The sequence below is a fragment of the Kitasatospora sp. NPDC057692 genome (assembly GCF_042799475.1).
Taxonomy (GTDB): domain Bacteria; phylum Actinomycetota; class Actinomycetes; order Streptomycetales; family Streptomycetaceae; genus Kitasatospora.
Window position 1 is genome coordinate 1 of sequence record NZ_JBHVIV010000102.1, and the last position, 26,460, is coordinate 26,460.

General features: G+C 74.6%; 23 protein-coding genes, 1 tRNA gene and 1 pseudogene. 15 read left to right on the top strand and 10 right to left on the bottom strand.

Annotated features, from left to right (window positions below):
* Positions 1–522 precede the first annotated feature (522 nt).
* The gene (locus tag ACFVFS_RS35520; protein ID WP_380629039.1) at positions 523–1,611 is read right to left on the bottom strand and encodes a ThiF family adenylyltransferase; all 1,089 of its coding nucleotides are present in this window, start codon (positions 1,609–1,611) and stop codon (positions 523–525) included.
* Between the two features lie 255 nt (positions 1,612–1,866).
* On the opposite strand from ACFVFS_RS35520, the gene ACFVFS_RS35525 reads away from it, so the two are divergent.
* Complete coding sequence (locus ACFVFS_RS35525) at positions 1,867–2,595, top strand: M48 family metallopeptidase (RefSeq protein ID WP_380629041.1); 729 nt, start codon at positions 1,867–1,869, stop codon at positions 2,593–2,595.
* Between the two features lie 106 nt (positions 2,596–2,701).
* Here ACFVFS_RS35525 and ACFVFS_RS35530 read toward each other — a convergent pair whose 3' ends face one another.
* Both ACFVFS_RS35530 and ACFVFS_RS35535 read right to left on the bottom strand, forming a co-directional pair.
* Complete coding sequence (locus tag ACFVFS_RS35530) at positions 2,702–3,292, bottom strand: NUDIX hydrolase (protein WP_380629042.1); 591 nt, start codon at positions 3,290–3,292, stop codon at positions 2,702–2,704.
* Positions 3,289–4,833, bottom strand: coding sequence for a zinc-dependent metalloprotease (locus ACFVFS_RS35535; RefSeq protein WP_380629070.1), 1,545 nt, complete (start codon positions 4,831–4,833; stop codon positions 3,289–3,291). Before ACFVFS_RS35535 ends, ACFVFS_RS35530 begins: the two co-directional genes overlap by 4 nt.
* 207 nt (positions 4,834–5,040) lie before the next feature.
* On the opposite strand from ACFVFS_RS35535, the gene ACFVFS_RS35540 reads away from it, so the two are divergent.
* From ACFVFS_RS35540 to ACFVFS_RS35555, 4 genes are all read left to right on the top strand, one after another.
* Positions 5,041–6,189: an NAD-dependent epimerase/dehydratase family protein gene (locus tag ACFVFS_RS35540; protein ID WP_376091923.1), complete on the top strand. Its 1,149-nt coding sequence runs from the start codon at positions 5,041–5,043 to the stop codon at positions 6,187–6,189.
* Between the two features lie 119 nt (positions 6,190–6,308).
* Positions 6,309–6,749: a molybdenum cofactor biosynthesis protein MoaE gene (locus ACFVFS_RS35545; protein WP_380629044.1), complete on the top strand. Its 441-nt coding sequence runs from the start codon at positions 6,309–6,311 to the stop codon at positions 6,747–6,749.
* A gap of 184 nt (positions 6,750–6,933) precedes the next feature.
* Positions 6,934–7,122: a hypothetical protein gene (locus ACFVFS_RS35550; protein WP_380629046.1), complete on the top strand. Its 189-nt coding sequence runs from the start codon at positions 6,934–6,936 to the stop codon at positions 7,120–7,122.
* A 64-nt stretch (positions 7,123–7,186) separates the two neighbouring features.
* Positions 7,187–8,263, top strand: coding sequence for a PDZ domain-containing protein (locus tag ACFVFS_RS35555; RefSeq protein ID WP_380629047.1), 1,077 nt, complete (start codon positions 7,187–7,189; stop codon positions 8,261–8,263).
* Between the two features lie 13 nt (positions 8,264–8,276).
* Here ACFVFS_RS35555 and ACFVFS_RS35560 read toward each other — a convergent pair whose 3' ends face one another.
* Positions 8,277–8,840 (bottom strand): PPA1309 family protein, encoded by a 564-nt coding sequence (locus tag ACFVFS_RS35560; RefSeq protein ID WP_380629049.1) that lies wholly within the window; start codon positions 8,838–8,840, stop codon positions 8,277–8,279.
* Between the two features lie 213 nt (positions 8,841–9,053).
* Here ACFVFS_RS35560 and ACFVFS_RS35565 point away from each other — a divergent pair, with 213 nt between their 5' ends.
* From ACFVFS_RS35565 to ACFVFS_RS35575, 3 genes are all read left to right on the top strand, one after another.
* Positions 9,054–12,041: a UPF0182 family protein gene (locus tag ACFVFS_RS35565; protein ID WP_380629051.1), complete on the top strand. Its 2,988-nt coding sequence runs from the start codon at positions 9,054–9,056 to the stop codon at positions 12,039–12,041.
* Positions 12,042–12,108: 67 nt separating this feature from the next.
* Positions 12,109–12,182, top strand: a tRNA-Met gene (locus ACFVFS_RS35570).
* Between the two features lie 357 nt (positions 12,183–12,539).
* Entirely contained in the window at positions 12,540–14,507 is a 1,968-nt protein-coding gene (locus tag ACFVFS_RS35575) for a sel1 repeat family protein (RefSeq protein WP_380629053.1), read from the top strand.
* 55 nt (positions 14,508–14,562) lie between these two features.
* Here the strand turns inward: ACFVFS_RS35575 and ACFVFS_RS35580 are convergent, their stop codons facing one another.
* Positions 14,563–14,985 carry a Fur family transcriptional regulator gene (locus ACFVFS_RS35580; RefSeq protein ID WP_380629055.1) on the bottom strand — a complete coding sequence of 141 codons (423 nt, stop codon included), beginning with the start codon at positions 14,983–14,985 and terminating at the stop codon, positions 14,563–14,565.
* Positions 14,986–15,090: 105 nt separating this feature from the next.
* Between ACFVFS_RS35580 and ACFVFS_RS35585 the strand changes: the two genes are divergently transcribed.
* Positions 15,091–16,569, top strand: coding sequence for a catalase (locus ACFVFS_RS35585; protein WP_380629056.1), 1,479 nt, complete (start codon positions 15,091–15,093; stop codon positions 16,567–16,569).
* A gap of 129 nt (positions 16,570–16,698) precedes the next feature.
* Here ACFVFS_RS35585 and hisN read toward each other — a convergent pair whose 3' ends face one another.
* From hisN to ACFVFS_RS35610, 5 genes are all read right to left on the bottom strand, one after another.
* Complete coding sequence (hisN, locus tag ACFVFS_RS35590) at positions 16,699–17,496, bottom strand: histidinol-phosphatase (protein ID WP_380629057.1); 798 nt, start codon at positions 17,494–17,496, stop codon at positions 16,699–16,701.
* Between the two features lie 44 nt (positions 17,497–17,540).
* Complete coding sequence (locus ACFVFS_RS35595) at positions 17,541–17,864, bottom strand: DMT family transporter (RefSeq protein ID WP_380629059.1); 324 nt, start codon at positions 17,862–17,864, stop codon at positions 17,541–17,543.
* 130 nt (positions 17,865–17,994) lie between these two features.
* On the bottom strand, positions 17,995–19,050 hold the full coding sequence (rsgA, locus tag ACFVFS_RS35600; protein WP_380629060.1) for a ribosome small subunit-dependent GTPase A: 1,056 nt from the start codon (positions 19,048–19,050) through the stop codon (positions 17,995–17,997).
* Between the two features lie 16 nt (positions 19,051–19,066).
* The gene (gene aroA / locus ACFVFS_RS35605; RefSeq protein WP_380629061.1) at positions 19,067–20,398 is read right to left on the bottom strand and encodes a 3-phosphoshikimate 1-carboxyvinyltransferase; all 1,332 of its coding nucleotides are present in this window, start codon (positions 20,396–20,398) and stop codon (positions 19,067–19,069) included.
* 120 nt (positions 20,399–20,518) lie between these two features.
* On the bottom strand, positions 20,519–21,235 hold the full coding sequence (locus ACFVFS_RS35610; RefSeq protein ID WP_380629062.1) for a M50 family metallopeptidase: 717 nt from the start codon (positions 21,233–21,235) through the stop codon (positions 20,519–20,521).
* Positions 21,236–21,387: 152 nt separating this feature from the next.
* Between ACFVFS_RS35610 and ACFVFS_RS35615 the strand changes: the two genes are divergently transcribed.
* The 6 genes and pseudogenes from ACFVFS_RS35615 to ACFVFS_RS35640 form a co-directional block, all read left to right on the top strand.
* Positions 21,388–22,146 carry an SOS response-associated peptidase gene (locus ACFVFS_RS35615; protein WP_380629064.1) on the top strand — a complete coding sequence of 253 codons (759 nt, stop codon included), beginning with the start codon at positions 21,388–21,390 and terminating at the stop codon, positions 22,144–22,146.
* 27 nt (positions 22,147–22,173) lie between these two features.
* Entirely contained in the window at positions 22,174–22,848 is a 675-nt protein-coding gene (locus ACFVFS_RS35620) for an alpha/beta family hydrolase (protein WP_380629065.1), read from the top strand.
* A 249-nt stretch (positions 22,849–23,097) separates the two neighbouring features.
* The gene (locus ACFVFS_RS35625; RefSeq protein ID WP_380285495.1) at positions 23,098–23,841 is read left to right on the top strand and encodes a sigma-70 family RNA polymerase sigma factor; all 744 of its coding nucleotides are present in this window, start codon (positions 23,098–23,100) and stop codon (positions 23,839–23,841) included.
* Positions 23,838–24,209, top strand: a complete 372-nt coding sequence (gene rsrA, locus ACFVFS_RS35630) for a mycothiol system anti-sigma-R factor (RefSeq protein WP_380629067.1) — start codon at positions 23,838–23,840, stop codon at positions 24,207–24,209. The genes ACFVFS_RS35625 and rsrA overlap by 4 nt, the downstream gene beginning before the upstream one ends.
* Before the next feature lie 370 nt (positions 24,210–24,579).
* Positions 24,580–26,013, top strand: a complete 1,434-nt coding sequence (locus ACFVFS_RS35635) for an HD-GYP domain-containing protein (RefSeq protein WP_380629068.1) — start codon at positions 24,580–24,582, stop codon at positions 26,011–26,013.
* A 104-nt stretch (positions 26,014–26,117) separates the two neighbouring features.
* Positions 26,118–26,460 (top strand): annotated as a pseudogene (locus ACFVFS_RS35640) (metal-dependent phosphohydrolase); the annotation flags it as partial.

The following is a 26,460-nucleotide window of genomic DNA, read 5'->3' on the forward strand; positions in this document are numbered from 1 at the left end:
CCCCACCCCTCCCTCCTCCTCCTCCTCGGCGCCTCGGCCACGGCCGCGGCGCCGAGGCACCCCGCGCCACTTCGGACCGCCGCCTGGACACGGCGGCCGAAGCCTGAGGCGCCACCGCCGCCACCGCAGGGCGCAGCGTTGTTGCCCCGGCACCGCTCCGGGCGGCCGCCGGAGCGGTGCCGCAGTCGTCACCGCAGCGCCACCGGGTGGGCGCTCTGGAGAGTGCTTCGGTTGCCGTGTCCGAGCCGTTGCCGCCCGGGGTGCGACGTCCGGCGGTTGCCCGGAGCGGTGCCTCAGTGGTCGCCTGGGTACCCCGGAGTGGTGCCGTGGTGCTCCTTCGGATCGGGGCGCCCTGGGGCAGGCGGCCGTTGGCTTGCCGCCGCTCCGGCGGTTGCCCGGAGCGACGGTGCGGCCGTCGCCCCGGCGTTCCACCGGTGGGCGCCCGGAGCGGTGCCGCGATGCTTCTTCGGGACGGGGTCGCCGCCCCGGGGCAGGCGCCCGGAGCCTCGGAGCCTCGGTGCCTCAGTGCGGTGGTGTCGGCTGCCAGAGGCACCCGCAGTCCGGGTGGCCCTTGAGCCGCAGGCGGCGGGGCATGCCGTCCACGGCGGACAGCTCGCACCAGCCGTCCACGCTGGGCGGCCGGCCGCCGTCCAGGAAGACCTGGACGTGCAGCGCCGCGAGCCCCGCGACCGCCGTGGCGAGGGCGGTGTCGCAGGCCGGGGTCGGCGCCCGCCCGGAGCCGCCCTCGGCGAGCTGGGCGAGGATCCGCGGCCAGGCGGCGTCCTCGTCCTCCCGGGCCAGGACCAGGCAGTGGCCGCAGGCCGAGACCCCAGGCAGGACCAGCGGCCCGACCACCCCGTACTCCTCCACCACCCCGACGTACAGGTGCGGGACCCCGGCCCGGAGCAGCTCGCGGGCCTGGGGCGTGCCGCCGGCGAACGCGCCGCTGCCGTCCCGGGGCGCGAGCACCACCAGGTCGGGCAGCCCCGGTCTCGGCTTCCGGTCGCGCCGGCCCGGGCGCCGCGCGGTGGCCCGGTCGACGGCCTCGCGGGCCGCGGTGGACCGCAGTCGGCCGACGTCGGCCGCCGGCAGCCCGGCGGGGGAGCAGTCGGCGGCGGTGACCCGGCCGGAGTCCGCCACGGTGACCGTTCCGATGCCGCCCGCGGCGAGGACGGCGGCGACGGCCGCACCGATCCGGCCCGCGCCGCGGACCTCGACGGCGTGTTCCGGCCGCCGGGCCAGCACGGCTGGGGCGGCGCCGGGCGGCGCGTGGATCAGCGACAGCGAGGCGAGGTCGGGGCCGAGCAGTTCGCGGTGCGGCTGGGGGAAGCGGGCCAGGGCGTGGTCCGCGGCCTCGACGTCGTCGAGCACGCCGGCCTCCTCCAGCAGGTCGAGCAGCGAGTCGGCGGGGTCGCTGCCGAAGCCGATCCGCTCGCCCTCGGCGAGGAGCGCGGGCCGGTCGCGCGTCCCGTCGACGAGGCCGAGGAACGCGCGCAGGGCCGTGTCGGCGGCGTTGCCGAGCACCCCCGCGTGCTGCGGGATGGTGCCGAACTGGAGGGTGTCCGAGTCCCGCCAGCTGCGGGAGAGGGCGGGCTTGAGGGCGAGGCGCACGGCGGTCTTCCTTCCGATCGTTTCCGGACGGCTGACGGCAGCATGCCCGATGGGGGTGGTTGGGCGCGGTGCGTTGTCCACAGGGAGGGGCGCATGATCGGATAAGCCGTTCGCACACCCTGTGGATAACTTGGCGTCCGGTCGGATGTCGGATTCCGGACACCTTCCGTAGGCCTTTCGTTCCCGATCGCTCCACGAAACATTTCGGCCATGGCAGCGGACTTCTGTCAGGGGGAACGGGTAACGTCGTGTGCCATGGCAGCCGAACGGGACTCCCATCCCTCGGCGTCGCCTCGGCGTGCCCGTGCAGCGTCCGGGTCGCACACGGCGGCGCCGAGTACGCGCGGGCGTCCGGAGCAGCGTCCCGATCAACGGCCCGAGCAGCGCCCGGAGCCGCAGCCGGGGGCCGCGCGCGAGCCGCTCGACCGGTCCCGGGTGGAGGTGCGGCGCAGCGCCCGCCGCAGCCGGACGGTGTCCGCCTACCGCGAGGGCGACCGCACGATCGTGCTGATCCCGGCCCGGATGTCGCCCGCGGAGGAGCAGCGGTGGGTCGCCCAGATGCTGGAGAAGCTGGCCGCGCAGGAGAGCCGCCGGGTGCTCGGTGACGATGCGCTGGTGGCCCGGGCGCGCGAGCTCTCCGGGGCCTATCTGGGCGGTCGCGCCCGGCCGGCCCAGGTCCGCTGGGTGACCAATCAGAATTCGCGCTGGGGGTCGTGCACCCCGAGCGAGCGGACGATCCGGCTCTCGCACCGCCTGCAGGGGATGCCGGAGTACGTGGTCGACTACGTGCTGCTGCACGAGCTGGCGCACCTGCTGGTGCCGGACCACGGCCCGGACTTCTGGGCGCTGCTGGAGGCGTACCCGCGGACGGAGCGGGCGCGCGGCTATCTGGAGGGCGTGGTGTCGGCGGCCCGGCTGCCGCACATTCCGGGGGCCCGGCACGAGGCCCCGTCGGAGCCGGGCCCGGCGGAGTCCTGCGGCTGAGCGGCCGCCCGGTGCACCGCGGGAGGTGCGGGCGGAACGGACGGCGGGAGGGGCGCGGGCCCAGATGGCCCGCGCCCCTCCCGCCGTCCGGGCGCGTGCGAGTGCTTCAGCCGGTGAGCTCGCGGGCGCGCGCGACGAGGTCGCGCACGGACTGGTCGGTGAGCTCGGGCAGGCGGTCGTAGTCGAACCAGCGCAGGTCGAGCGACTCCTCGCTGATCAGCGCCTGGGCGCCGGGCGGGGCCAGCGCGATGTACTGGACGTCGAGGTGGGTGTTCTCGGGCCGGTCCTTGCCGGTGCAGCGCACCTGGTGGCGGTCGAGCTTGACCGGGACCGGCGCGCCGTCGCGGGTGAGCAGGACGAGGTCGGGGATGCCGGACTCCTCGGTGGCCTCCCGCAGCGCGGCCGAGGCGAGGTCGCGGTCCCCGGGCTCGCAGTGGCCGCCCATCTGCAGCCACCGGCCGACCTTGGGGTGCAGGGTCAGCAGCACGCGCCCGGCGGCGGGGTCGACGACGGCGGCGCTGGCGGTGACGTGGGCGGGCAGGCAGGAGCGGTACATGCCGTCGGGCTGCTCCGCGAGGTGCCGCAGGTAGGCCAGCCGCAGCCGGTCCTGCTCGGGCTCGGCGGGCCGCCAGTCGCCCAAGGCGCGGACCGCGTCGGCGTGCAGGGCTCCGGCGCGGTCCGTCTCGGTGGCCGTCATGCGGTGGGCTCGCCCTTCCCGTGGTCGTCGTCGCCGTCGTTCTTCGTCAGGTCGGGCTTCGGGTCGCCCGCGCCGCTGCCTGGGGCGCCGCCGGCGGCGGCTTCGCCGAGCAGCTTGTCGAGGGCGTCGAAGTCGATGCCGCCCTCCAGGTCGTCGCCGCCGCCCCGGTGCACGAAGGCGTCCGGGTCGTCGAGGTCGGCGGCGGTGGGGAGCATGTCGGGGTGCTGCCACAGGTCGTCGCGGCCCTCGGTGCCGCGGGCGTCGGCCAGCAGCGCCCAGAGACGGGCGGCGTCGCGCAGCCGGCGCGGGCGCAGTTCGAGGCCGACCAGGGTGGCGAAGGTCTGCTCGGCGGGCCCGCCGGCGGCGCGGCGGCGGCGGACGGTCTCGCGCAGGGCGCTGGCCTGCGGCAGGTGGGGTTCGGCGGCGGCGTGCACGACGGCGTCGACCCAGCCCTCGACGAGGGCGAGCGCGGTCTCCAGCCGGGCGAGCGCGGCCTTCTGCTCGGGGGTGTCCTCGGGCTGGAGCAGGCCGCCGGCGAGGGCCTCCTGGAGCGCCTCGGGGTTGCTCGGGTCGAGCTGGCCGACGAGCTCCTCCATCCGGGAGCTGTCGACCTTGATGCCGCGGGCGTAGGCCTCGACGGCGCCGAGGAGGTGGGCGCGCAGCCACGGCACGTGGGCGAAGAGCCGCTGGTGGGCGGCCTCGCGCAGGGCGAGGTAGAGGCGGACCTCCTCGGCGGGCACGCTGAGGCCCTCGCCGAACTCGGCGACGTTCTGCGGCAGCAGCGCGGCCTTGCCGGCGGGGGCGAGCGGCAGGCCGACGTCGGCGGAGCCGACGACCTCGGCGGCGAGGGCGCCGAGCGCCTGGCCGATCTGGGTGCCGAACATGGCGCCGCCCATGGAGCGCATCATGCCCAGCAGCGGGCCGGCCATGGCCTGCATCTCCTCGGGCAGGACGCCGCCCATGGCGTTGCCGACGCGCTCGGCGACCGGGTCGACGAGGTCCTTCCAGACCGGGAGGGTGGCCTCGATCCACTCGGCGCGGCTCCAGGCGACGGCGGTGCCGGCGCCGGAGGGGAAGGTGGTGGCGCCGTCGAGCCACAGGTCGGCGAGGCGGACGGCCTCGGCGACGGCGGAGCGCTCGGTCGCGCTGACCGAACGGTCCTTGCTCTTGCCCTCGACGGGCTCGGCGACGACGGTCTGCCGGGCGATGTCCTTGGCGAGGTCCCAGTTGACCGGGCCGCCCTCGAACGAGAGCATCTGGCCGAGCTGCTGGAAGGCGGCGCCGAGGTCGTTGGGGTTGAGGCCGCCGAACATCGCGGCGAACGGGTTGTCGCCGGCGCCGGGTCCGCCCGCACCGGGGGTGCCGGGCAGGCCCATGCCGAACAGGGCGCCGAGCGGGTTGCCGCCGGAGAAGCCGAAGGGCTGCGGGCCGCCGGACTGGGCGCCGCCGCTCTCCTCGTTCTTCTTCTGGTCGTCGGGCTTGGCCTTGCCGTCCTCGGGCTCCTCGGGCGGAACGCCGAATCCGAAGGGAAGGTCGCTCACGGGGTCCTCGATCCGGTCGGCCGTCATACGGGTGGTGGCGGTGAAGTCTGCGCCCGGGACGGTCGGTGGAGTGGGGGACTCCCGGCCGGTGGGCGGCTCCCGCACGGCCGGACCGCGCCGGGTGCACCGCCGGGCCTCCGCCTCGGGCAGGATGGACGTACGTGACACACGTACGTACGCACATAAGCTAACCGTGGAGGATGGCCGGTGAGTTCCCCGCCCTCGGACGTTCGCTCTGGGCTGACCGGAGGAGAGGACGCCCCGGACATCACGGCGTCGCCGCCTCCAGCCTATGCCGGAAGACCCCTGACCGTGGCGGTCACGGGCGCCGCCGGGGTGCTCGGCGAGCGGGTCGCGGCCCGGCTGGTGGCCTCGCCGGGGGTGAAGCGGGTCCTGGCGGTGGACGACCGGCGCGGCGAGGTGCCGGGGGTGCAGTGGCGGGTCCTGGACGTCCGGGACCCGGCGGTCGCGGAGCGGCTGGCCGGGGTGGACGTGGTGGTCCACCTGGCGATGGACCTCGGCATGGAGTCGGACCCGCGGGCGCGCAGCGCCTACAACGTGCGCGGCGCGCAGACGGTGCTGACGGCGGCCGCGGCGGCCGGGGTGCACCGGGTGGTGCTCTGCACCTCGGCGATGGTCTACGGCGCGCTGGCCGACAACGAGGTGCCGCTGGCGGAGGACTCCGAGCTGCGGGCGACCGAGGAGGCCTCGCTGGTCGGGGACCTGCTGGAGATCGAGCGGCTGGCCCGGCGGGCGCCGCGCGCGCACCCGGGCCTTCAGGTGACGGTGCTGCGCCCGGCGGTGGTGGTCGGCCCCGGGGTGGACACGGTGCTGACGCGGCACTTCGAGGCGCCGCGGCTGCTGGTGGTGGCGGGTTCGCGGCCGTGCTGGCAGTTCTGCCACGTGGACGACCTGGCGGCGGCGCTGGAGTACGCGGCGCTGGGCCTGGTCGAGGGCGAGGTGACGGTCGGCTGCGACGGCTGGCTGGAGCAGGAGGACGTGGAGCGGCTGTCGGGGATCCGGCGGATGGAGCTGCCGGCCTCGCTTGCGCTGGGCACGGCGGCGCGGCTGCACCGGCTGGGGCTGACGCCGGCGCCGGCCGGGGACCTCGCGTACACGATGTACCCGTGGGTGGTGTCGGGGAGCCGGCTGCACGAGGCGGGCTGGCGTCCGACGCACACCAACGAGGAGGTGCTCGCGGAGCTGCTGGCGCAGGTGGCGGGCAAGCACGCGGTGGCGGGCCGTCGCCTCGGCGGCAAGGAGGCGGCGACCAGCCTGGGCGCGGCGGGGGCGACGGTGGCGCTGGTGGGCACGGCCGCGCTGGTGCGGCGGGCGCGCAAGCGGCGCCGGTTCTGACGTTCCGGGCCGGGCCCCGGCCGCGGCGGTGCCCCGGACAGCGGTCCGGGGTGCCGCGCGGTTCCCGTGGTGCGGAAGGCGCTTGCCGCCGTCCGCCGGGGATGGGCCATCATGAGGGCATGTCCGAGAACCACGACCCGATCCGCCTGCTCGCGATCCGCGACACCCCGCTCTCGCTCGACGAGGTGTACGCGGCGGTGGGCGACGACGCGGCCGGCGGGACGACCGTCTTCGTCGGGACGGTCCGCGACCACGACGGCGGCCGGCCGGTCTCCGTGCTGGAGTACAGCTGCCACCCGTCGGCGGAGCGGGAGCTGCGCCGGGTCGCCGAGAAGGTCGTCGCCGACTTCCCGGTCCGGGCGCTGGCCGCCGTGCACCGGGTGGGCCGGCTGGGGATCACCGACAAGGCCGTGATCGTCGCCGTGTCCTGCGCGCACCGCGGCGAGGCGTTCGACGCCGCGCGCCGGCTGATCGACGACCTCAAGCACGAGGTGCCGATCTGGAAGCACCAGGTCTTCGCGGACGGCGGCGAGGAGTGGGTCGGCGCCGGCGACTGCTGAGCAGCCGTCGGATCCCCGTGTCGTGCAGGCACGCCGGGCGCTCACTCGAACGGGTGTGGGACGGTGCGCCGGATACTCCCTGGCAGTGAGCCGATCGGCCGTGCCGTAACCCGGACGGCGCCCGCAGCGTTGTCCGGCCGGGTGGTTAATCTGCTCATAGACACGACGAGCTGGGAGTACTGAGATGGCTGTGCTCGCCTGGTTGATCATTCCCTGCGTCGCCGCGGTGCTGGCCACCGTGTGGGCGGGTTGGGCCCAGCGGGCCCCGAGAGCGACGGGGGACCCGGCCTCGCTGGCCGAGCACCAGCGGTTCATGGCCGCGATGGAACGCACCACGGCCTCCGGCGCCCCGCGCGAGCGCCCCGAGCGGTAGCGCCGGGGCCGGCGGGGCCCGGCCCGCCGGGCGCGCCGTCATCCGCGTCCCGTACTGTCGAGGCATGCCACGCCGCTCTGCGACGATGCTCGCCGCCACCCTGCTGCTCATAGCGCTGCTCTGCGCCTCGGTGCTGATGAAGGTGCCGTACACCGAGATGAGCCCGGGGCCGACGTACAACACGCTCGGGGTGCAGGAGAAGACGGGCACCCCGGTGATCACCATCACCGGGCACGAGTCGTTCCCGGCGAGCGGGAACCTCAACATGACGACCGTCCAGGTCACCGGCGCCAAGTACGAGCCGAGCCTGGTCAACGCGGTGGTCGGCTGGCTGCGCGACGACGTGCTGGTGGTGCCGCACGACAACGTCTACCCGAAGGGCCAGACCGACGCCGACGCGAAGCGGCAGAACGCCGAGGAGTTCGCGCTCTCCGAGGACCACGCCCGCACCGCGGCGCTCAGCCAGCTCGGCATCCCGATGGGCAGCGAGCTGATCGTCCAGAGCGTCACCGCCGGCGCCCCGGCCGAGGGCCGGCTGCACGCGGGGGACCAGATCGTCGCGGTGGACGGCACCCCGGTCGCCGACGCGGAGGCGGTCGCCAAGGCGGTCACCCGGCACCAGCCGGGCGAGCCGGCGGTCTTCACCGTGGTGCCGCGGGTCAAGGAGGGCTCGGCCGAGCCCGGGGTGCGCACCGACATCAGCGTCCCGACCGCGAAGTCGCCGGACACCGGCGCCGCGATGGTCGGCATCCGCCCGGGCCTGCGGCACACCTACCCGTTCCGGATCGACATCGGCCTGCAGGACGTCGGCGGGCCCAGCGCGGGCCTGATGTTCTCGCTCGGCATCATCGACAAGCTGACCCCCGGCGACCTGACCGGCGGGCGGTTCGTGGCCGGCACGGGCACCATCACCGACGCGGGCGAGGTCGGCCCGATCGGCGGCATAGCGATGAAGCTGATCGCCGCCCGGGACGCGGGCGCCGAGTACTTCCTGGCCCCGGCGTCGAACTGCGCCGAGGCCTCCAAGAACACCCCGTCCGGGCTGCGGCTGGTCAAGGTGGAGACGCTGGACGGCGCGCTGAAGGCGCTGGAGCAGCTCCGCTCCGGGCAGACCTCCGCGCTGCCGTCCTGCGCCCCGTAGAGCCCGGCGGGCCTCAGACGAAGGTCGCCAGCAGCGCCTCGGTCAGGCCCGGCACCAGGTCGGGGCCGGTCAGCACCTCGCGGGCGACGTCCTTGGAACGCAGCCGCAGCGCGATCTCCTTGCTGCCGTCGCGCAGCACGGCGGCGGTGATCCGCACCTCCTCGCGCTTGGGGTGGTTGGCCACCCACTCGGCGAGCTGGGCGTCGCTGGCGTTGCGCGGACGGGACTGCTCGGCGCCCGGCGGCAGCATCAGGCGCTCGACGACCAGGGCGCAGCCGGCCACGGCGTCCGGCCAGGCGATGGTGCCGAGGAACTTGTCCAGCTCCATGCCGGCGGGCAGCTCGTCCTGCTCGACCGGGGTGAGGCCGGGCTCGGTGCTGTCGGCGAGGCCGAGCTGCTTGGCGATGCGGGGGTCGGCCTTGCGCAGGGCGGCGCTGTCCACCAGGGCGAAGAGGCGGGCCGGGAGGTCCCAGCCGAGGGTGGCGGCGTATTCGTCGATCTCCAGCGCGGCCCGGGTCAGCGGGCTGCCGGCCGGGAGGGTGGAGACGTCGTCGGGGAGGTTGGATCCATCGGACATGCCTCAATCCTCACACGCCGGGCACCCCGCGCGCGGCCCCCGCCCGCCGGGCGCCCGGGCGGGGGCGTGGACCGGGCCCGGGGGAGGTCCCCGGTTCCCGGGTTGTCGTAACCGTCTGCTAACGGTGGGAACTCGGCCAAAGACTGGTTAAGTTGCACTGAGGACCGACCGACTACAAGACGACACAGCTGAGGTGCCACCGTGGTATTCCAGATGCCGGAACGCTCAGGACCGGGGTTCCGGCGAAGAGTAGGACCGCCCTCCCGGCGGGCGCGGGTGGGCCTGCTGACCCTGGGCGTGCTCGCGGTGCTGTTCCTGCTCTTCGTCATGTTCGCCGGGTTCTGGACGGACTGGCTCTGGTTCAGGTCGGTCCACTACTCGTCGGTCTTCACCACCCAACTGTGGACGAAGATCGGCCTGTTCGCGGTGTTCGGCCTGCTGATGGCGGTGATCGTCGGCTTCAACGTGTGGCTGGCGCACCGGCTGCGGCCGCCGCTGTCGGCGATGTCGGTGGAGCAGCAGAGCCTGGACCGCTACCGCTCGGGCCTGGCGCCGTTCAAGCGCTGGGCGCTGCTCGGGGTGGCGCTGGTGATCGGGCTGGTGGCGGGTGCCGCGGCCTCGGGCCAGTGGCGGACCTGGCTGCTGTGGACCAACGGGACGCCGTTCGGCACGAAGGACCCGCAGTTCGGCAAGGACGTCTCGTTCTACGCCTTCGACCTGCCGTTCTACGAGTTCCTGCTGGGCTTCGCGTTCAGCGCGGTGATCGTCTCGCTGCTGACCTCGGTGATGGTGCACTACCTGTACGGGGGCCTGCGGCTGCAGGGGCCGGGCCGCCGGGCGAGCGTCGGCGCGCAGGGGCACCTGGCGGTGCTGCTGGGCGTGTTCGTGCTGCTGAAGGCGGTGGCGTACTGGCTGGACCGGTACGCGCTGGCGGTGAAGACCGGCTCGTACAAGGGCGTGTCCGGGTGGACGGGCCTGCGGTACGTGGACGCCAACGCGTTCCTGCCGGCGAAGACCATCCTGTTCTTCGTCGCGGTGATCTGCGCGGTGCTGTTCTTCCTGACCCCGGTGCGCCGCACCTGGGCGCCGGCCCTGATCGGGCTGGGGCTGATGGTGCTGTCGGCGGTGCTGATCGGCGGGGTGTACCCGGCGATCGTGCAGCAGTTCCAGGTCAAGCCGAACGAGCAGGCCAAGGAGACGCCGTACATCCAGAAGAACATCGACGCGACGCGTGAGGCGTACGGGATCGCCGACAGCCAGGTGGTGCAGTACGAGCCGGCGAACGCGACCAACGCGGACGCGCTGAAGCCGGACGCGCAGACCATCTCGGACATCCGGCTGCTGGACCCGAACGTGGTCGGCCCGACGTTCCAGCAGAACGAGGCGCTGCGCAAGTACTACGCGTTCCCCAAGTCGCTGGACGTGGACCGCTACGGCGACCAGGACACCGTGCTGGGCGTGCGCGAGCTGGACCTGAACGGCATCCAGCGGAACTGGATCAACGACCACTTCAACTACACCCACGGCTACGGCGTGATCGCGGCCAAGGGCAACCAGGTGGACGCCAACGGCAACCCGGTCTACACCGAGTCGGCGCTGCCGACCAAGGGCGCGTTCGGCGACTACCAGCAGCGGATCTACTACGGCGAGAAGACCTCGACGTACTCGATCGTCGGCGGCGGCTACCAGGACATCGACTACACCGCGGAGGACGGCACCCCGGTGCACTTCTCCTACGACGGCGACAGCGGTGTCGGGCTGGGCAACCCGCTGACCCGGGCCGCGTACGCGGTGAAGTTCGCCGAGCCGCAGATCCTCTACTCCAGCGCGATCCGCGACGGCGCGAAGATCATCTACGACCGCACGCCCAAGGAGCGGGTCGAGAAGGTCGCGCCGTGGCTGTCGATCGACGCCGACCCCTACCCGGTGGTGGAGAACGGCCGCGTGATGTGGGTGCTGGACGGCTACACCACCTCGGACGGCTACCCGTTCTCGTCGAAGACGACGCTGGGCGACGTCACCAAGGACTCGCTGACCAACCAGCGCGGTGAGCTGCTGACCGCCGCGAACCAGGTCAACTACATCCGCAACTCGGTCAAGGCCACCGTGGACGCGTACACCGGCGAGGTGACGCTCTACCAGTGGGACGAGACCGACCCGGTGCTGAAGACCTGGATGAAGGCGTTCCCGGGCACGGTGAAGGCCAAGGCCGACATCCCGACGGAGCTGGCGCCCCACCTGCGCTACCCGCAGGACATGTTCAAGGTGCAGCGCGACCTGCTCGCCGAGTACCACATGACCGACGCCGGCGGCTTCTTCAACGGCACCGACATCTGGCAGGTGCCGACCGACCCGACGACCAACAGCAACGAGGTGCAGCCGCCGTACTACCTGACCGTCCGGATGCCGGACGCGAAGGAGGCGTCGTTCTCGCTCACCACGACCTTCTCCCCGCAGGGCCGGGACAACCTGGCCGCGTTCATGTCGGTCAGCGCCGACCCGGGCCCGGACTACGGGAAGATCCGGATCGCCAAGATCCCGACCGGTGCGGGGGCGCTGGGCCCCAAGCAGGTGCAGGCGAAGTTCAACTCGGACCCGCTGGTCGCCAACCAGCTGACCCTGCTGAAGACCGGCACCGACTCCGACATCGAGTACGGCAACCTGCTGACCCTGCCGGTCGGCGGCGGCCTGCTGAACGTCGAGCCGGTGTACCTCATCGGCCGCAGCGCCAAGGTGCCGGTGCTGAAGAAGGTGCTGGCGACGTACGGGAACGAGAACGCCGTCGTCGCGGTGGAGGACAACCTGGAGAAGGCGCTGGCCAAGGTGCTCGGCGGCGCGGTGACCGGTGCGCCGGCCACGCCCACGGCGCCCGGCACCACGCCGACCGCCCCGACGACGCCCACCGCGCCGACGACGCCCACCGCGCCGACCACCCCGGCGCCGGGCGGCACGGTGACGCCGGAGCTGCAGAAGGCGATCGCGGACGCGGTGAAGGCCAACAACGACAGCCAGACCGCGTTCAAGAACGGCGACTGGGTGGCCTGGGGCCAGGCCCAGAAGGCGCTCAACGACGCGCTCAAGGCGGTCGAGGCGGCCGAGCAGAAGGCCGGGATCACCCCGGCCCCGACGCCGACGGGCACGGCGCCGGCCACCCCGCCGGCCACCCCGCCGGCCTCGTCCGCGCCGAGCAGCGGCCCCTGAGCTGCGGCGATCCCGCGGTAACCGATTTCGGCTCCACCCCGCGCCCGTGCTATGGTTTAACCACCGACGCGGGGTGGAGCAGCTCGGTAGCTCGCTGGGCTCATAACCCAGAGGTCGCAGGTTCAAATCCTGTCCCCGCTACTCAGTAGCCCGAAGGCCCGGAGGATTCTTCCTCCGGGCCTTCGGCGTTTGCGCGCGCGGACGGGTGGGGGCGCTCCGGTACCATCGAGCGTCGCCAAGGACGACGGCAGCGGGGTTTGTGGGGGCCAAGAGTCGGGAAGTCGACAAAGCGCCGAAGCAATTTCGTCGGCTTCGGATCCGCCCCGCCGAAATCGGCCGGGGCAGGTGTACGCGGGTTGCGGGTGATGCGACGATGGGACACATGGGGGACGCCGCCCGGCTGCTGACCGGCCGTCGGGTCCGCGGGTTCCCCGTGGGGTCCCCCCGGCCCCGGGCCGGAGGACGACGCCGCGACACTCGGGGGGAGTGGGAGTCGGCATGAGGCTGATCGGCAAGAACGGGGCAGGGGCGAAGCCGGCGGCGACCACCGAGGCGGACACCGAGGCCTGGGCGGAGAGCCCCGAACGGCGGCCCGGCGCCCTGCCCGCCCAGCGCACCAGCGGCCTGGCCGAGCGCCGTTCCGGCGGGGGCTGGGGCCCGGACTCCCTGGTGCACGTCCCGGCCGGCGGCCTCGCCGCGCCCGTCCCCCGCGGCGCCTCGCCCGACGGGGCCCCGGGCCCCGGCGTCGAGGGCGACACCGGCTTCGACTCGGCGAGCTTCGAGACCGCGCTGGCCGCGCGCGAGCAGGCCGCCCTGGAGGCCCGGCACCGGCGCGCCGCCGACGACGGTGACCCGGACGCCGCCGCCCGGCTGGGCACCCTGCTGCTGCGCCGCGGCGACCTGGAGGACGCCGAGCCGTACCTGCGCGGCGCCGCGGCCGCCGGGCTGCGCGCCGCCGCCAACAACCTGGGCGTGCTGCTGCACCAGCGCGGCCACCGGGCCGAGGCCGCCCAGTGGTGGCGCCAGGCCGCGGTGGCCGGCAGCGCGCCGGCCGCCCACGCGCTCGGCCTGCAACTGCGCGACCAGGGCGAGGAGGAGGCCGCCGAGTACTGGCTGCACTTCGCCGCCGACCACGGCCACCCGCTGGGCGCCTACGCGCTGGGCGACCTCATGGAGCACCGCCGGGACGTGCGCGCCGAGCGCTGGTTCAAGGTGTCCGCGGACGCCGGGCACCGCGAGGCCGCCTACCGGCTGGCCCGGATGCGCGAGGCCGCCGGGGACAAGGAGACCGCCGAGGCCTGGTACCGGATCGCGGCCGCCCGCAGCCACGCCCGCGCCGCGCTGCGCCTGGGCGTGCTGCTGGAGGACCGGGCCGGCGGCGAGCAGTCGCTGCTGGACGAGGCGGCCCGCTGGTACCGGCAGTCAGCGCAGAACGGCGAACCGCGGGCCGCGTGCGCGCTGGGCTACCTGCTGCGCGACGGCGGGGACCTCGCCGCGGCCGCCGAATGGTGGCAGGAGGCGGCCGAAGCAGGCGACGGCAACGCGGCCAACGCGCTGGGCGCGCTGCACGCCTCGCGCGGCGAGGCGGCCGAGGCCGAGCGCTGGTACCGCGGCGCGCTGGAGGCCGGCGACCAGAACGGCGCGTTCAACCTGGGCCTGCTGTGCGCCGGCGCGGGCCGCGACCAGCAGGCCGAGCAGTGGTACCGCCGGGCCGCGTACGCCGGGCACCGGGAGGCGTGCAACGCGCTGGCCGTGGTGCTGCTGCAGCGCGGCGACGAGTCGGGCGCCGAGCCGTGGTTCTCCAAGGCCGCCGAGGCCGGCAGCGTGGACGGCGCGTTCAACCTGGGCGTGCTGCACGCCGGGCGCGGCGAGCACCGGCAGGCGCAGGAGTGGTACGCGCGCGCCGCCGCCGAGGGGCACGGCGAGGCGGCGCTGCAGCTGGCGGTGGTGCAGGAGCAGCGCGGCAACGCGGCGGGCGCGCTGGAGCGCTACCGGCAGGCGGCGGCGGGCGGGTCGGCGGAGGGCGCGTTCCGGCTGGCCTCGGTGCTGGACCGGCGCGGGGACGCGGACGCGGAGGCCGAGCACTGGTACGCGGTGGCGGCGGACGCCGGGCACCGCCGGGCGCAGGTGCGGATGGGGGTGCGGGCGGCCGAGCGGGGGGCGCTGGAGATCGCCGAGAGCTGGTACCGGCGGGCGGCCGAGGCGGGCAGCCGCAGTGCCGCGTTCAACCTGGGGCTGCTGCTGGCCCGGCAGGACAGCGAGGCCGAGGCGATGCTCTGGTACACCCGGGCGGCGGACGCCGGGCACGGGCGGGCGGCGCTGCGGCTGGCGCTGCTGGCGCTGCGCCGGGGGGAGCCGGTGCAGGCGGAGGGCTGGTGCCGGCGGGCCGCGGACTACGGTCCGGCGGAGGTCGCCGAGCGGGCGGGCCGGCTGCTGGGCGCGCTGCACGCGGAACTCAGCGCGTAACCGGGCGCGCGGCGGGGGGTGGTGGCGTGCGCGGTTACGCGCGCGCCGGGAAGGTTCAGGCCGTGGCGACGGCGCAGTCCGGGCACAGGCCGCGGTAGGTGATCTCGGCGCCGGAGAGGGTGAAGCCGAACCGCTCGGCGTCGGGCAGCGCGGCCAGCGGGTCGCCCTGCGGGTGGACGTCGCGGATGGCGCCGCAGCCGTAGCAGACCAGGTGCTGGTGCGCGTGGTGGGCGTTGGGGTCGTAGCGCTTGGCGCGGCCGTCCGTGGCGACCTCCAGCACCTCGCCCAGGCCGACGAGTTCGCCGAGGGTGTTGTAGACGGTGGCGCGGCTGATCTCGGGCAGGCGCTCGACCGCGCGGGCGTGCACCTCGTCGGCGGTCAGGTGGACGTGCTCGCCGTCGAGGACCTCGGCCACGACCCGGCGCTGCGAGGTCAGCCGCCATCCACGTCCGCGCAGTCTCTCCAGCAGGTCGCTCATGGGATCAGGGTAAGTGACACGCCGAGTCTGGTTCCAGTGTTGACTTAGACAAAGTCCAAGTTAGGATCGGTTCGTCACGACCGGATCACGCGGAGGCCCCCTCACATGACTACCCAGGACGAGCTGCGCCCCACCCTCACCACGGAGGCGGGTGCCCCCGTCGCCGACAACCAGAACACCGAGACCGCCGGTGTCGGCGGTCCGGCGCTGATCCAGGACCAGCAGCTGTTCGAGAAGCTCGCGCACTTCAACCGCGAGCGCATCCCGGAGCGCGTGGTGCACGCCCGCGGCGCCGGCGCCTACGGCACCTTCACGGTGACCGGGGACGTCACCGCCTACACCCGGGCCGCCTTCCTCTCCGAGGTCGGCAAGCAGACCGAGACCTTCCTGCGCTTCTCGACCGTCGCCGGCAACCTCGGCGCGGCGGACGCGGTGCGCGACCCGCGCGGCTTCGCGCTGAAGTTCTACACCGAGGAGGGCAACTACGACCTCGTCGGCAACAACACCCCGGTGTTCTTCATCAAGGACGCCAGCAAGTTCCCGGACTTCATCCACACCCAGAAGCGCGACCCGTACACCGGCTCGCAGGAGGCGGACAACGTCTGGGACTTCTGGGGCCTGTCGCCCGAGGCCACCCACCAGGTGACCTGGCTGTTCGGCGACCGCGGCATACCGGCCTCGTACCGGCACATGGACGGCTTCGGCTCGCACACCTACCAGTGGCAGAACGAGGCCGGCGAGTACTTCTGGGTGAAGTACCACTTCAAGACGGACCAGGGCGTCAAGAGCCTCACCCAGGCCGAGGCCAACCTCCTCGCCGGCGAGGACCCGGACAGCCACCAGCGCGACCTGCGCGAGTCCATCGAGCGCGGCGAGTTCCCGAGCTGGACCGTCAGCGTCCAGATCATGCCGGCGGCGGACGCGGCGACCTACCGCTTCAACCCGTTCGACCTCACCAAGGTCTGGCCGCACGCCGACTACCCGCTGGTCGAGTTCGGCCGGCTGGAGCTCAACCGCAACCCCGACAACGTCTTCGCCGAGGTCGAGCAGTCGATCTTCTCGCCGTCGCACTTCGTGCCCGGCATCGGCCCGTCCCCGGACAAGATGCTGCAGGGCCGGCTGTTCGCCTACGCGGACGCGCACCGCTACCGCGTCGGCGTCAACGCCGACCACCTGCCGGTCAACCGGCCGCACGCCACCGAGGCGCTCACCAACCACCGCGACGGCCACCTGTACGACGGCCGCCACGGGCGCCGCAAGAACTACGAGCCGAACAGCTTCGGCGGCCCGGTGCAGACCGGCCGCCCGCTGTGGGCGCCGCTGCCGGTCGACGGTGCCACCGGCAACCACGAGGCGCCCTCGCACGCCGAGGACAACGACTTCGTGCAGGCCGGCAACCTCTACCGGCTGATGGGCGAGGACGAGAAGCAGCGGCTGATCGGCAACCTGTCCGGCTTCATCGCCAAGGTCTCCGCCGACCGCGAGGACATCGTCGAGCGCGCGGTGGGCAACTTCCGCCAGGCCGACGCCGACTTCGGTCAGCGGCTGGAGAACGCGGTGCGGGAGCTGCGCAAGCAGCGCTGACGCACCCCGGCGCGGGGCCCGGTGAGGGGCCCCGGCGAGCGGCGGGCCCCGAGTGCCGTTGGAGAACCGGCACCCGGGGCCCGCACCATGTCCGCGGCGGCCCGGGGCGGGCCCCGGACGGGACGGGACTCAGACGCTCAGGCGGCGCAGCGCCTCCTCGTGGAGCACGCCGTTGGAGGCGACCGCGTCGGCGCCGCCCGGGCCCGGGACGCCGTCCAGGCCGGTGAAGCGGCCGCCGGCCTCCTCGACGATGACGCAGTTCGCCGCCATGTCCCACAGCGACAGCTCCGGCTCGGCGGCGATGTCCACCGCGCCCTCGGCGACCATCATGTACGACCAGAAGTCGCCGTAGGCGCGGGTGCGCCAGCAGGCCCGGGTGAGGTCCAGGAACGGGTCGAGGCGGCCGCGCTCCTCCCAGCCGGTGAGCGAGGAGTAGGAGAAGGAGGCGTCCTCGATCCGCGAGACGCCGGAGACCTGGATCCGGGACGCCTTGGCGAGGCTGCGGCCGGCGAACGCGCCGAGGTCCTTGGCGGCCCACCAGCGGCGGTTCAGCGCGGGGGCGGAGACCATGCCGACGACGGGGCGCTCCACGCCGTCCGGGCCGTCCTCCAGCAGCGCGATCAGGGTGGCCCAGACCGGGACGCCGCGGATGTAGTTCTTGGTGCCGTCGATCGGGTCGATCACCCAGCGGCGCGGACCCGAGCCCTGCAGGCCGAACTCCTCGCCGAGCACGGCGTCGCGCGGGCGGGCCCGCTGCAGGACGCTGCGCACCAGCTCCTCGGCGGCCTTGTCGGCGTCGCTGACGGGGGTCAGGTCGGGCTTGGTCTCGACCCGCAGGTCGAGCGCCTTGAAGCGCTCCAGGGTGACCGAGTCGGCCGAGTCGGCGAGGACATGGGCGAGTCGGAGGTCGTCGTGGTAGTCGGCCATGGTCGAAACCCTAGCGCCCCGCTCCGCCCGGCGGGTGGATCCGCTCAGTGGGCGGATCCGCTGAGCTGGAGGCCGATGACCCCGGCGATGACCAGGGAGATCGAGACGAGCTTGAGCACCGAGCTGGACTCCTCCAGGAAGAGCATGCCGTAGATCGCGGTCCCGGCGGCGCCGATGCCGGTCCACACCGCGTAGGCGGGGCCGACCGGGAGGGTCTTCAGCGAGAGGGTCAGCAGGCCGAAGCTCCCGAGGGCGAAGACGCAGAAGCTGATGGTGGGCCAGAGCTTGGTGAAGCCCTCGCTGAGCTTGAGGTTGATCGCGAAGCCGGTCTCCAGCAGGCCGGCCAGGATCACCAGGGCCCATGCCATCGCGTGCTCTCCCTGTCGGTCGGCGGGATCGGTCGGCAGGCCGGGCCGTGCAACCGGCCCGACTTTCCTATGATCACCACGAGAGGCCGCTCCGACACCTCGAATGCCGAAACCGGTGCCGCGAGGGCCGTCAGTCGCCCTCCCGGGCCTCCTTGCTGGCCAGCAGGCGCCGCAGCGAGTAGAGCCGCGCCGGGTCGGCGTGGCCGTCGGCCACCCAGGCGTCCAGCGCGCAGTCCGGCTCGTCGTGGCTGCACGCGCGCGGGCAGTCCTCGGTGCCGGGCTCCAGGTCGGGGAAGGCGTGGATGACCCGGGACGGGTCGATGTGCGACAGGCCGAAGGAGCGGAAGCCGGGCGTGTCGATCACCCAGCCGGCGTCCAGCGCCTTCTTCGAGCCCGGCTTGGCACCGGGCGGCGGCGGCAGCCGCAGCGCGAGCGCGGAGACGGTGGTGTGCCGGCCGCGGCCGGTGACGGCGTTGACGCGGCCGGTGGTCCGCTGCCGCTCCGGGACGAGGGCGTTGACCAGGGTGGTCTTGCCGACGCCGGAGTGGCCGATGAACACGGTGCGCAGACCGCGCAGGCGCTCGCGGACGGCCTCGGCGCCGGTGGTCTCCAGCTCGTCGCGGCGGGTGACGACGTACTGGATGCCGAGCGGCGCGTAGGACTCCAGCAGCGGCGCGGCCGGGGCCAGGTCGGCCTTGGTGAGGACGAGCAGCGGCTCCATGCCCGCGTCGTAGGCGGCGACCAGGCAGCGGTCGATCAGCCGGGGCCGCGGCTCCGGGTCGGCCAGCGCGGTGACGATGGCGAGCTGCTCGGCGTTGGCGACGACGATCCGCTCGTAGGGGTCGTCGTCGTCCGCGGTGCGCCGCAGCACCGAGGTGCGCTCCTCGACCCGGACGATCCGGGCCAGGGTGTCGGCGTCCCCGGAGAGGTCGCCGACCAGCGAGACCGTGTCGCCGACGACGACGCCCTTGCGGCCCAGCTCGCGGGCCTTCATGGCGACGACCTCGTGCTCCTGCCGGGTGCCCGGGTCGACCAGGCAGGTCAGCCGGCCGCGGTCGACGGTGAGCACCATCGCCTCGGCGGCGTCCTCGTGCTTGGGCCGGATCCGGGTCCGCGGCCGGGAGCCCCGGCGCGCGGGGCGGTTGCGGATGTCGTCCTCGTCGGCGTCCTTGCCGTAGCGGCGCATGTGCCCAGTCCCCCGCTCAGCCGCCCGCCACCGGTCCGGCGAGCAACTCGTCCCACATGGCGGGGAAGTCCGGCAGGGTCTTCGCGGTGGTCGCCACGTTCTCCACCTGGACGCCGGGCACGGCGAGGCCGATCACCGCGGCGGCGGTGGCCAGCCGGTGGTCCTCGTAGGTGTGGAAGACGCCGCCGGTCAGCTTGCGCGGGCGGATCCGCAGGCCGTCCTCGGTCTCGCTGACGTCGCCGCCGAGGCCGTTGATCTCCTTGGCGAGGGCGGCCAGCCGGTCGGTCTCGTGCAGCCGCAGGTGGGCGATGCCGTAGAGGTGGGACTCGGAGTCGGCGAGGGCGGCGACCGCGGCGATCACCGGGGTGAGCTCGCCGACGTCGTGCAGGTCGGCCTCGATGCCGTGGATCCGGCCGGTGCCGGTGAAGCGCAGGCCCTCGTCGGTGAACGCGCAGCTGCCGCCCATCCGGGTGTAGAGGTCGCGCAGCTGGTCGCCGGGCTGGGTGGTGTGCTTCGGCCAGTCGCGCACGGTGACCTGGCCGCCGGTGACCAGGGCGGCGGCGAAGAACGGCGCGGCGTTGGAGAGGTCGGGCTCGACGACCAGGTCGCGGCCGAGCAGGGCGCCGGGGGTGACCCGCCAGACGTCCTTCTCGCCGCCGTCCTCGGGGGCGTCGACCTGGACGCCGGCCAGGCGCAGCATGTCGACGGTCATCCGGATGTGCGGTAGCGAGGGGACGGGCCCGCCGACGTGCCGGACCTCGACGCCGTTGTTGTAGCGGGCGCCGGAGAGCAGCAGGGCGGAGACGAACTGGGAGGAGGCGGAGGCGTCGAGTTCGACGGTGCCGCCGTCGAGGGCGCCGGTGCCGTGCACGGTGAGCGGGAAGGTGCCGCGCCCGTCGTCGTCGATCCGGGCGCCGAGCACCCGCAGCGCGTCGATGACGCCGTGCTGGGGGCGCTCGTGGCTGCGCGGGTCGCCGTCGAAGTGGACCGGGCCGTCGGCGAGGACGGCGAGCGGGGGCAGGAAGCGCATGACCGTGCCGGCGTTGCCGACGTCGACCGAGGCGGGGCCGCGCAGCACGGGGGCCGGGATGACCCGCCAGGCCTCGCCGCCGCCGGTGCCGCCGGTGTCGTTGTTGACCTGCTCCTCGACGGTGACGCCGAGCGCGCGCAGACCGTCGGCCATCAGCTGGGAGTCGCGGCTGCGCAGCGGGCGGCGGACCCAGCCGGGGCCGTCGGCGAGTGCCGCCAGCACCAGGGCCCGGTTGGTGACCGACTTGGAGCCGGGGATGGTGACGGTGGCGTCCACGGGGGTGGTCGCGACGGGAGCGGGCCACAGGGTCTCGGTCATGGGCCAAGTCTAGGGGCCGTGCTGCGGCTCGCCCGTTCGCCTCCGATGCGGGGGCGGGACGGGGCCCGGGCGGTGGTCGGGGCGGTGGCCGGGACGGGGCGCGGGGGCGCGCGGGAGCCCTCAGAGGGGGCGCAGCAGCCAGCTCGCGCCGAGGGCGAGGGCGGCGAGGGCGACGATCAGGAACAGGGCGGTCCAGGCGAGGCCGGGGACGCCGGTGAGGCGGGCGAGCTGGTCGGCGTCCGAGTCGCCGCCCTGGCCGTGCCGGCGCTGCTGCTGGAGTTCGAGGACCGGGCGGACGGCGCCGAGGAGCAGGAACCAGGTGCCGAGGTAGGCGAAGCCGGCCTGGACCTCGGGGGAGCCGAACCAGGAGACGAGGAAGAAGGCGCCGCCGGCGAGCAGCACGACGAGGAAGCCGAAGGCGTTGCGGACCCGGACGATCAGGGCGAGCAGCAGGGCGATGGCGAGCCACAGCAGCAGGGTGATCCGGTCGGCGGCGAGCAGGGCGGCGCAGCCGAGGCCGAGCAGGGCGGGGGTGGTGTAGCCGGCGGCGGAGACGAGGACCATGCCGGGGCCGGTGGGGCGGCCGTAGGTGAGGGTGAGGCCGGAGGTGTCGGAGTGCAGCCGGATGCCGGCGAGCCTGCGGCGGGTGGCGAGGGCGGCGAGGCCGTGGCCGCCCTCGTGGGCGATGGTGACGGCGCCCCGGGCGACCAGCCACAGCGGGCGGGCGAGGACGGTGAGCAGCGCGGCGGCGCCGGTGGCGAGGACGAGCCAGCCGGGCGGGGCGGGCTGGGTGCCGGTGACGGCGGTCCACAGCTCGTCGAGGGTCCTGGCGTCCATGGTTCTCCTCCGCCTCGTCTCGGCCGACTCCTCCGGGGTGGCAGCCTGCCATGGGGAGGACGGCGGGCCGGGGCCGGGTGGTTCTGCGCGGCGGGCGGGCAGTCGGGGGGACGGAGGGACGGGGGCGGCCGGGGCCGTGGCAAGCTGACGGTATGTGTGGTCGCTTCGCCGCGAGTACCCGGCCCGAGGACATCGTCGAGCTGTTCGGCGTCCAGCAGTGGGATCCGGCCGAGACGCTGGACCCGAGCTGGAACGTCGCGCCGACGCAGAGCGCCTTCGTGGTGCTGGAGCGCCTGGCGAAGGGCGCGCCGGAGCCGGTGCGCCAGCTGCGGGTGCTGCGCTGGGGGCTGGTGCCGCAGTGGGCGGGGTCGCCGGAGACGGCGGTCAAGATGATCAACGCCCGGGCGGACACGGTGCACGAGAAGCCGGCGTACCGGCAGGCGTTCGCCTCGCGCCGGTGCGTGCTGCCGGTGGACGGCTACTACGAGTGGCAGACGGTGCCGGGGGAGCGGGGCAAGGCGCGGAAGAAGCCGTTCTTCGTGTCCCGGGCGGACGGCGCGCCGCTGGCGCTGGCGGGGCTGTACGAGTTCTGGCGCAACCGGGCGGTGCCCTCGGACCACCCGGAGGGCTGGCTGGTGACGTTCACGGTGGTGACGACGGAGGCCGAGGAGCTGCTGGCGCCGATCCACCACCGGATGCCGCTGTTCCTGGACCCGGGGTCGTTCGACGCGTGGCTGGACCCGGGGCTGGACGACGGCGGGTCCGAGGAGCTGCGGCGGCTGCTGATACCGCCGCCGCCGGGCGTGCTGCGGGTGACACCGGTCTCGCCGGAGGTCGGCAGCATCCGCAACGACCACGCCGGGCTGACCGAGCCGTACACCGAGGTCGAGTACGAGACCACCCTGTTCTGACCGTCGTCCGCCGAGAGGACCGCCGCCATGACCGCCGACGAGCCCGTCGCCCCGAAGCCCGCCGCCGTGACGGTGGAACCGGTGCCCACCCCCGCCGGGGACGCCCGGATCACCCTGCACCCGGCGGCCGCGCCCCGGGCGGTGCTGGCGCTGGGGCACGGCGCCGGCGGCGGGATCGAGGCGCGGGACCTGGCGGCGCTGGCCGTCGCCCTGCCGGCCCGCGGGGTGTCGGTGGCGCTGGTGGAGCAGCCCTGGCGGGTGGCGGGCAGGAGGGTGGCGCCCGCGCCGCGGACGCTGGACGCGGGCTGGCTGCCGGTGGCCGCGCGGCTGGCCGGCCAGGGCCTGCCGCTGGTGGTGGGCGGGCGCAGCGCCGGGGCCCGGGTGGCCTGCCGGACCGGGGCGGAGAGCGGGGCGGTGGGGGTGCTGGCGCTGGCGTTCCCGCTGCACCCGCCGGGGAGGCCGGAGCGGAGCCGGGCCGGTGAGCTGCTCGGCTCGGGCCTGCCGACGCTGGTGGTGCAGGGCCCGAAGGACCCGTTCGGCGGGCCGGCGGAGTTCCCGGAGCTGCCGGCCTCGCACGACCTGGTGGCGCTGCCGGCCGGCAACCACGGGTTCGAGGTGCCGAAGCGGTCGGCGACGGGGCAGCGGGAGCTGCTGGACCTGATCGTCTCGGCGGTCGGGGACTGGGTGCTGCGGGTGGTGTGAGCCGGGCCACCGGGGGTCGGGAATGCGCGCGGGGCGGCCGTGGTTGACACGGTCGTCAGTCGGAGTCCCCGGTGGAAGGCAGGGCAGATGGGTTCGATCGCGTGCCCCGAGCGGCCTGAGGAGCGCGAGGCCGCGTCGGCGTTCACTCCCTCCTGGTCGGACTGGGTTGTCGGGAGCGAGAAGCCCGCCAGCCCGATATCCTCGCTTTCGGGGCGGCCCGCCGTGGGCCGCGACCGTCATGCCGAGGAGGTGGGTCCGGTCGTCGGGACCGAGCACGAGACCGAACCGGGCCGGGGCCCGGAGGAGGGCCTGCCCGCGGGCGAGGCTCTCACCGGTGAGGAGCTGGCCGAGGCGATCGGTGAGGACACCTTCCGGGTGTCGGCGGAGGAGACCGAGGAGGCCCGGCGGGAGCGCTTCGAGCGTGACGCCCTGGGCTACCTGGACCCGATGTACTCGGCGGCGCTGCGGATGACCCGCAACCCGGCCGACGCGGAGGACCTCCTCCAGGAGGCGTTCGCGAAGGCGTACGCGTCGTTCCACCAGTTCCGCGAGGGCACCAACCTCAAGGCGTGGCTGTACCGCATCCTCACCAACACCTTCATCAACTCGTACCGCAAGAAGCAGCGGGAGCCGCAGCGCACCGCCGCCGAGGAGATCGAGGACTGGCAGCTGGCCCGGGCCGAGTCGCACATGTCGACGGGTCTGCGCTCGGCGGAGACCCAGGCCCTGGACCACCTTCCGGACAGCGATGTGAAGGACGCCCTCCAGGCCATTCCGGAGGAGTTCCGCATCGCCGTCTATCTCGCGGACGTAGAGGGCTTTGCGTACAAGGAGATCGCGGACATCATGGGTACTCCCATCGGTACGGTGATGTCCCGGCTGCACCGCGGCCGCCGTCAGTTGCGCGGCATGCTGGAGGATTACGCCCGTGAGCGCGGGCTGGTCCCGGCCGGTAGCGGGGCAGGGCAGGAAGCGAAGGGCTCGGGCTCATGAGCTGCGGCGATCCGCACGACACCGAGTGTGGCGAGGTCCTCGACCACCTCTACGAATTCCTCGACAACGAGATGGCCGAGGGCGACTGCGTCAAGCTGCGCGTGCACTTCGAGGAGTGCTCGCCGTGCCTGCGGCAGTACGGACTGGAGCAGGCGATCAAGGCGCTGATCAAGCGTTCCTGCGGCTGCGACGACACCCCGGCGGACCTGCGCGGCAAGGTGCTGGCCAGGATCGACTCGATCCGGGCCGGGCAGCGCTCGGGCGAGGCCCTGGTGGTCGCGGTCGAGACGACGGTCGAGGTGCACGCCGAGCCGGCCGGTGAGCCGGCCGGGCCGGGCCGCGCCGCGGAGGCGGCGGCCGGGACCTGACCACGGGTGCGCCGGACGGCGCACACCCGACGACGGACGCGGGCGGCCCCGGGAGCGGATGCTTCCGGGGCCGTTCGCCGTCCGCGTCCGCTCCGCCCGCGCGACGCCTTCACTCGTACGAGTGAGTTGGCGGTGTGCCAGCAGCGGCATTGCGCGATCACGCGTCCCCGTGCCGGAGTGTCGCCCTATCCTCTGACGGACGCTCACCGCCGCCCGCCCGCCGCCGCTCCGGCGCGCACCCGGGCGGGCGGCGGGCCGGGACGACGGGCCAGGGCGGCGCGGGCCAGCACGCGGGGAGGTCGATATCGCCATCGCTACCGACAGTGGAGACACGGACCTGCCGCCGGGCGCCGCGCGCTACCTCGTGGCGGTGCCGGTGCTGGCGGCCTGCTGCCTGCTGACCCTGCTGCCGTTACCCGCCCCGGCGGGCTCGGCGCCCTGGCCGGCCGGGCCGGTGGACTGGCCGAAGGTCGGGCTGCTGGCCTTCCTGCACACCTGCTGGGAGTCGCTCGCCCAGGGCCTGGCGACGCCCTGCCTGCGGCTGACGCTGGTGCTGCTGCGCCGCCCGCCGCTGCGCGCCCGCCGGCCGGTGCGCCCCGGCGTCAACGCCTTCTTCCCGGTGCTGTTCGCCGGGGTGCTGATGCTTCCGCCGGCCGCCGCCGGGCTGGTCGCCGTCCCGGCCGCGCTGCTCGGGGCCGCCGAGGCGGAGGGCCGGCGGCGCCAGGTGTGGAACGGCGCGCAGCTCGCGCTGTCGGCCTTCGCGGCCTCCGCGGTGTTCCACCTGCTGGCCGGGCCGCAGCTGCTGCTCGGCTCCCGCTTCCCGGCCGCGCTGCTGCCCGCGTTCGCCGCGCTCGGCGCGTTCTGCCTGGTCAACGGTGCGCTGGTGGGCGGGATGCGGGTGCTGGCGGAGGGCCGGCGGCCGGTCGTGCTGCTGCGCGGCGCCTCGGCCGCCGTGGGGGTGCCGGTGCTCGTGCACGCGGCGGGCGGGCTGATGCTCGCCGTGCTGTGGCAGGGCCCGTACGGCGCGTTCGCGGCGCTGCTGGCGCTGCTGCCGCTGACCATCTCGGCCTGGGTGTTCGCCCAGGGGCACCGGGAGCGCGACGCCCACCAGGCGACCGTTCGGGCACTGGTCCAGGCGGTGGAGATCAAGGACGCCTACACCCGGGGCCACAGCGAACGGGTCGGCCGGGCGGCGGTGCTGATCGCCGATCAGCTGGGCATGGAGGCCGAGCGGCTGCGCACCCTGCGGTTCGCGGGCATCCTGCACGATGTCGGCAAGCTGGGCGTGGCCACCGAGCTGCTGCGCAGAAACGGTCCCCTCACCGAGGCGGAGCGCCGGGCCGTCGAGGTGCACCCGGTGCACGGGTACGAGCTGGTGCGCGGGATCGCCTTCCTCGGCGAGGCGCACGCCGGGATCCTGCACCACCACGAGCGGATGGACGGCCGCGGCTACCCGGCGGGGCTGGCCGGTGAGCAGATCCCCGAGTTCGCCCGGATCATCTCGGTCGCCGACGCCTTCGACTCGATGACCTCCACCCGCTCCTACCGACGCGGGCGGCCGGTCGTCGAGGCGGTCGCCGAGCTGGAGCGCTGCTCGGGCAGCCAGTTCGACCCGGTGATGGTGCGGGCGCTGGTGGACGCGCTGGCCGTGCACGACTGGCAGCCGGTGCTGCCGTCGTCCCCGGACTGCATCAAGGCGGTGCCGGACATCCCGCTCGGCGTCCCCGAACCGGCGCCCCGGGCGGCCCCGCGCGGGGTGCCGGTCCAGGGCGGCGGCAGTGTGCCGACGGCCGGGCCCTCGTGAGCGCGCGGCGGGGTGCGCGAGCGGGCGCGAGGGTTTCACCGGGGAGCGCGCGATGGTTCCAGGGCGCCGGGCGTGCGGGTGCGCCGCAGGCTCGCGCCGGTGCGGTGCGCGCGGTGCACGGGGCGGCGCTCGTGCTGCTGGCGGCGTCCTTCGGGGCGGTGGCGGCGCGCGGCCCGGCCCAGCCGGGGGTGGCGCTGGCCTTCATGGGCCTGATCGCGGTCGGGGAGTGCGTGCGGATCACTCTTCCGGGCGACCGCGAGCAGGCGCCGATCGGGGCGGCGGGTGCGCTGGCGTACGCGCTGCTCGGGCCGCTGCGCGGGCTGCCGGCCGGACCGGGGGTGCTCCAGGTGGTGGCGGTGACCGGGGCGGGCCTGCTGCTGGCGCTGCTGCCCGCGGCGGTGCGGGCGGCCGCGGGCGGGGCGGCTCCCCGGGCGTCCGGCGCCGGGC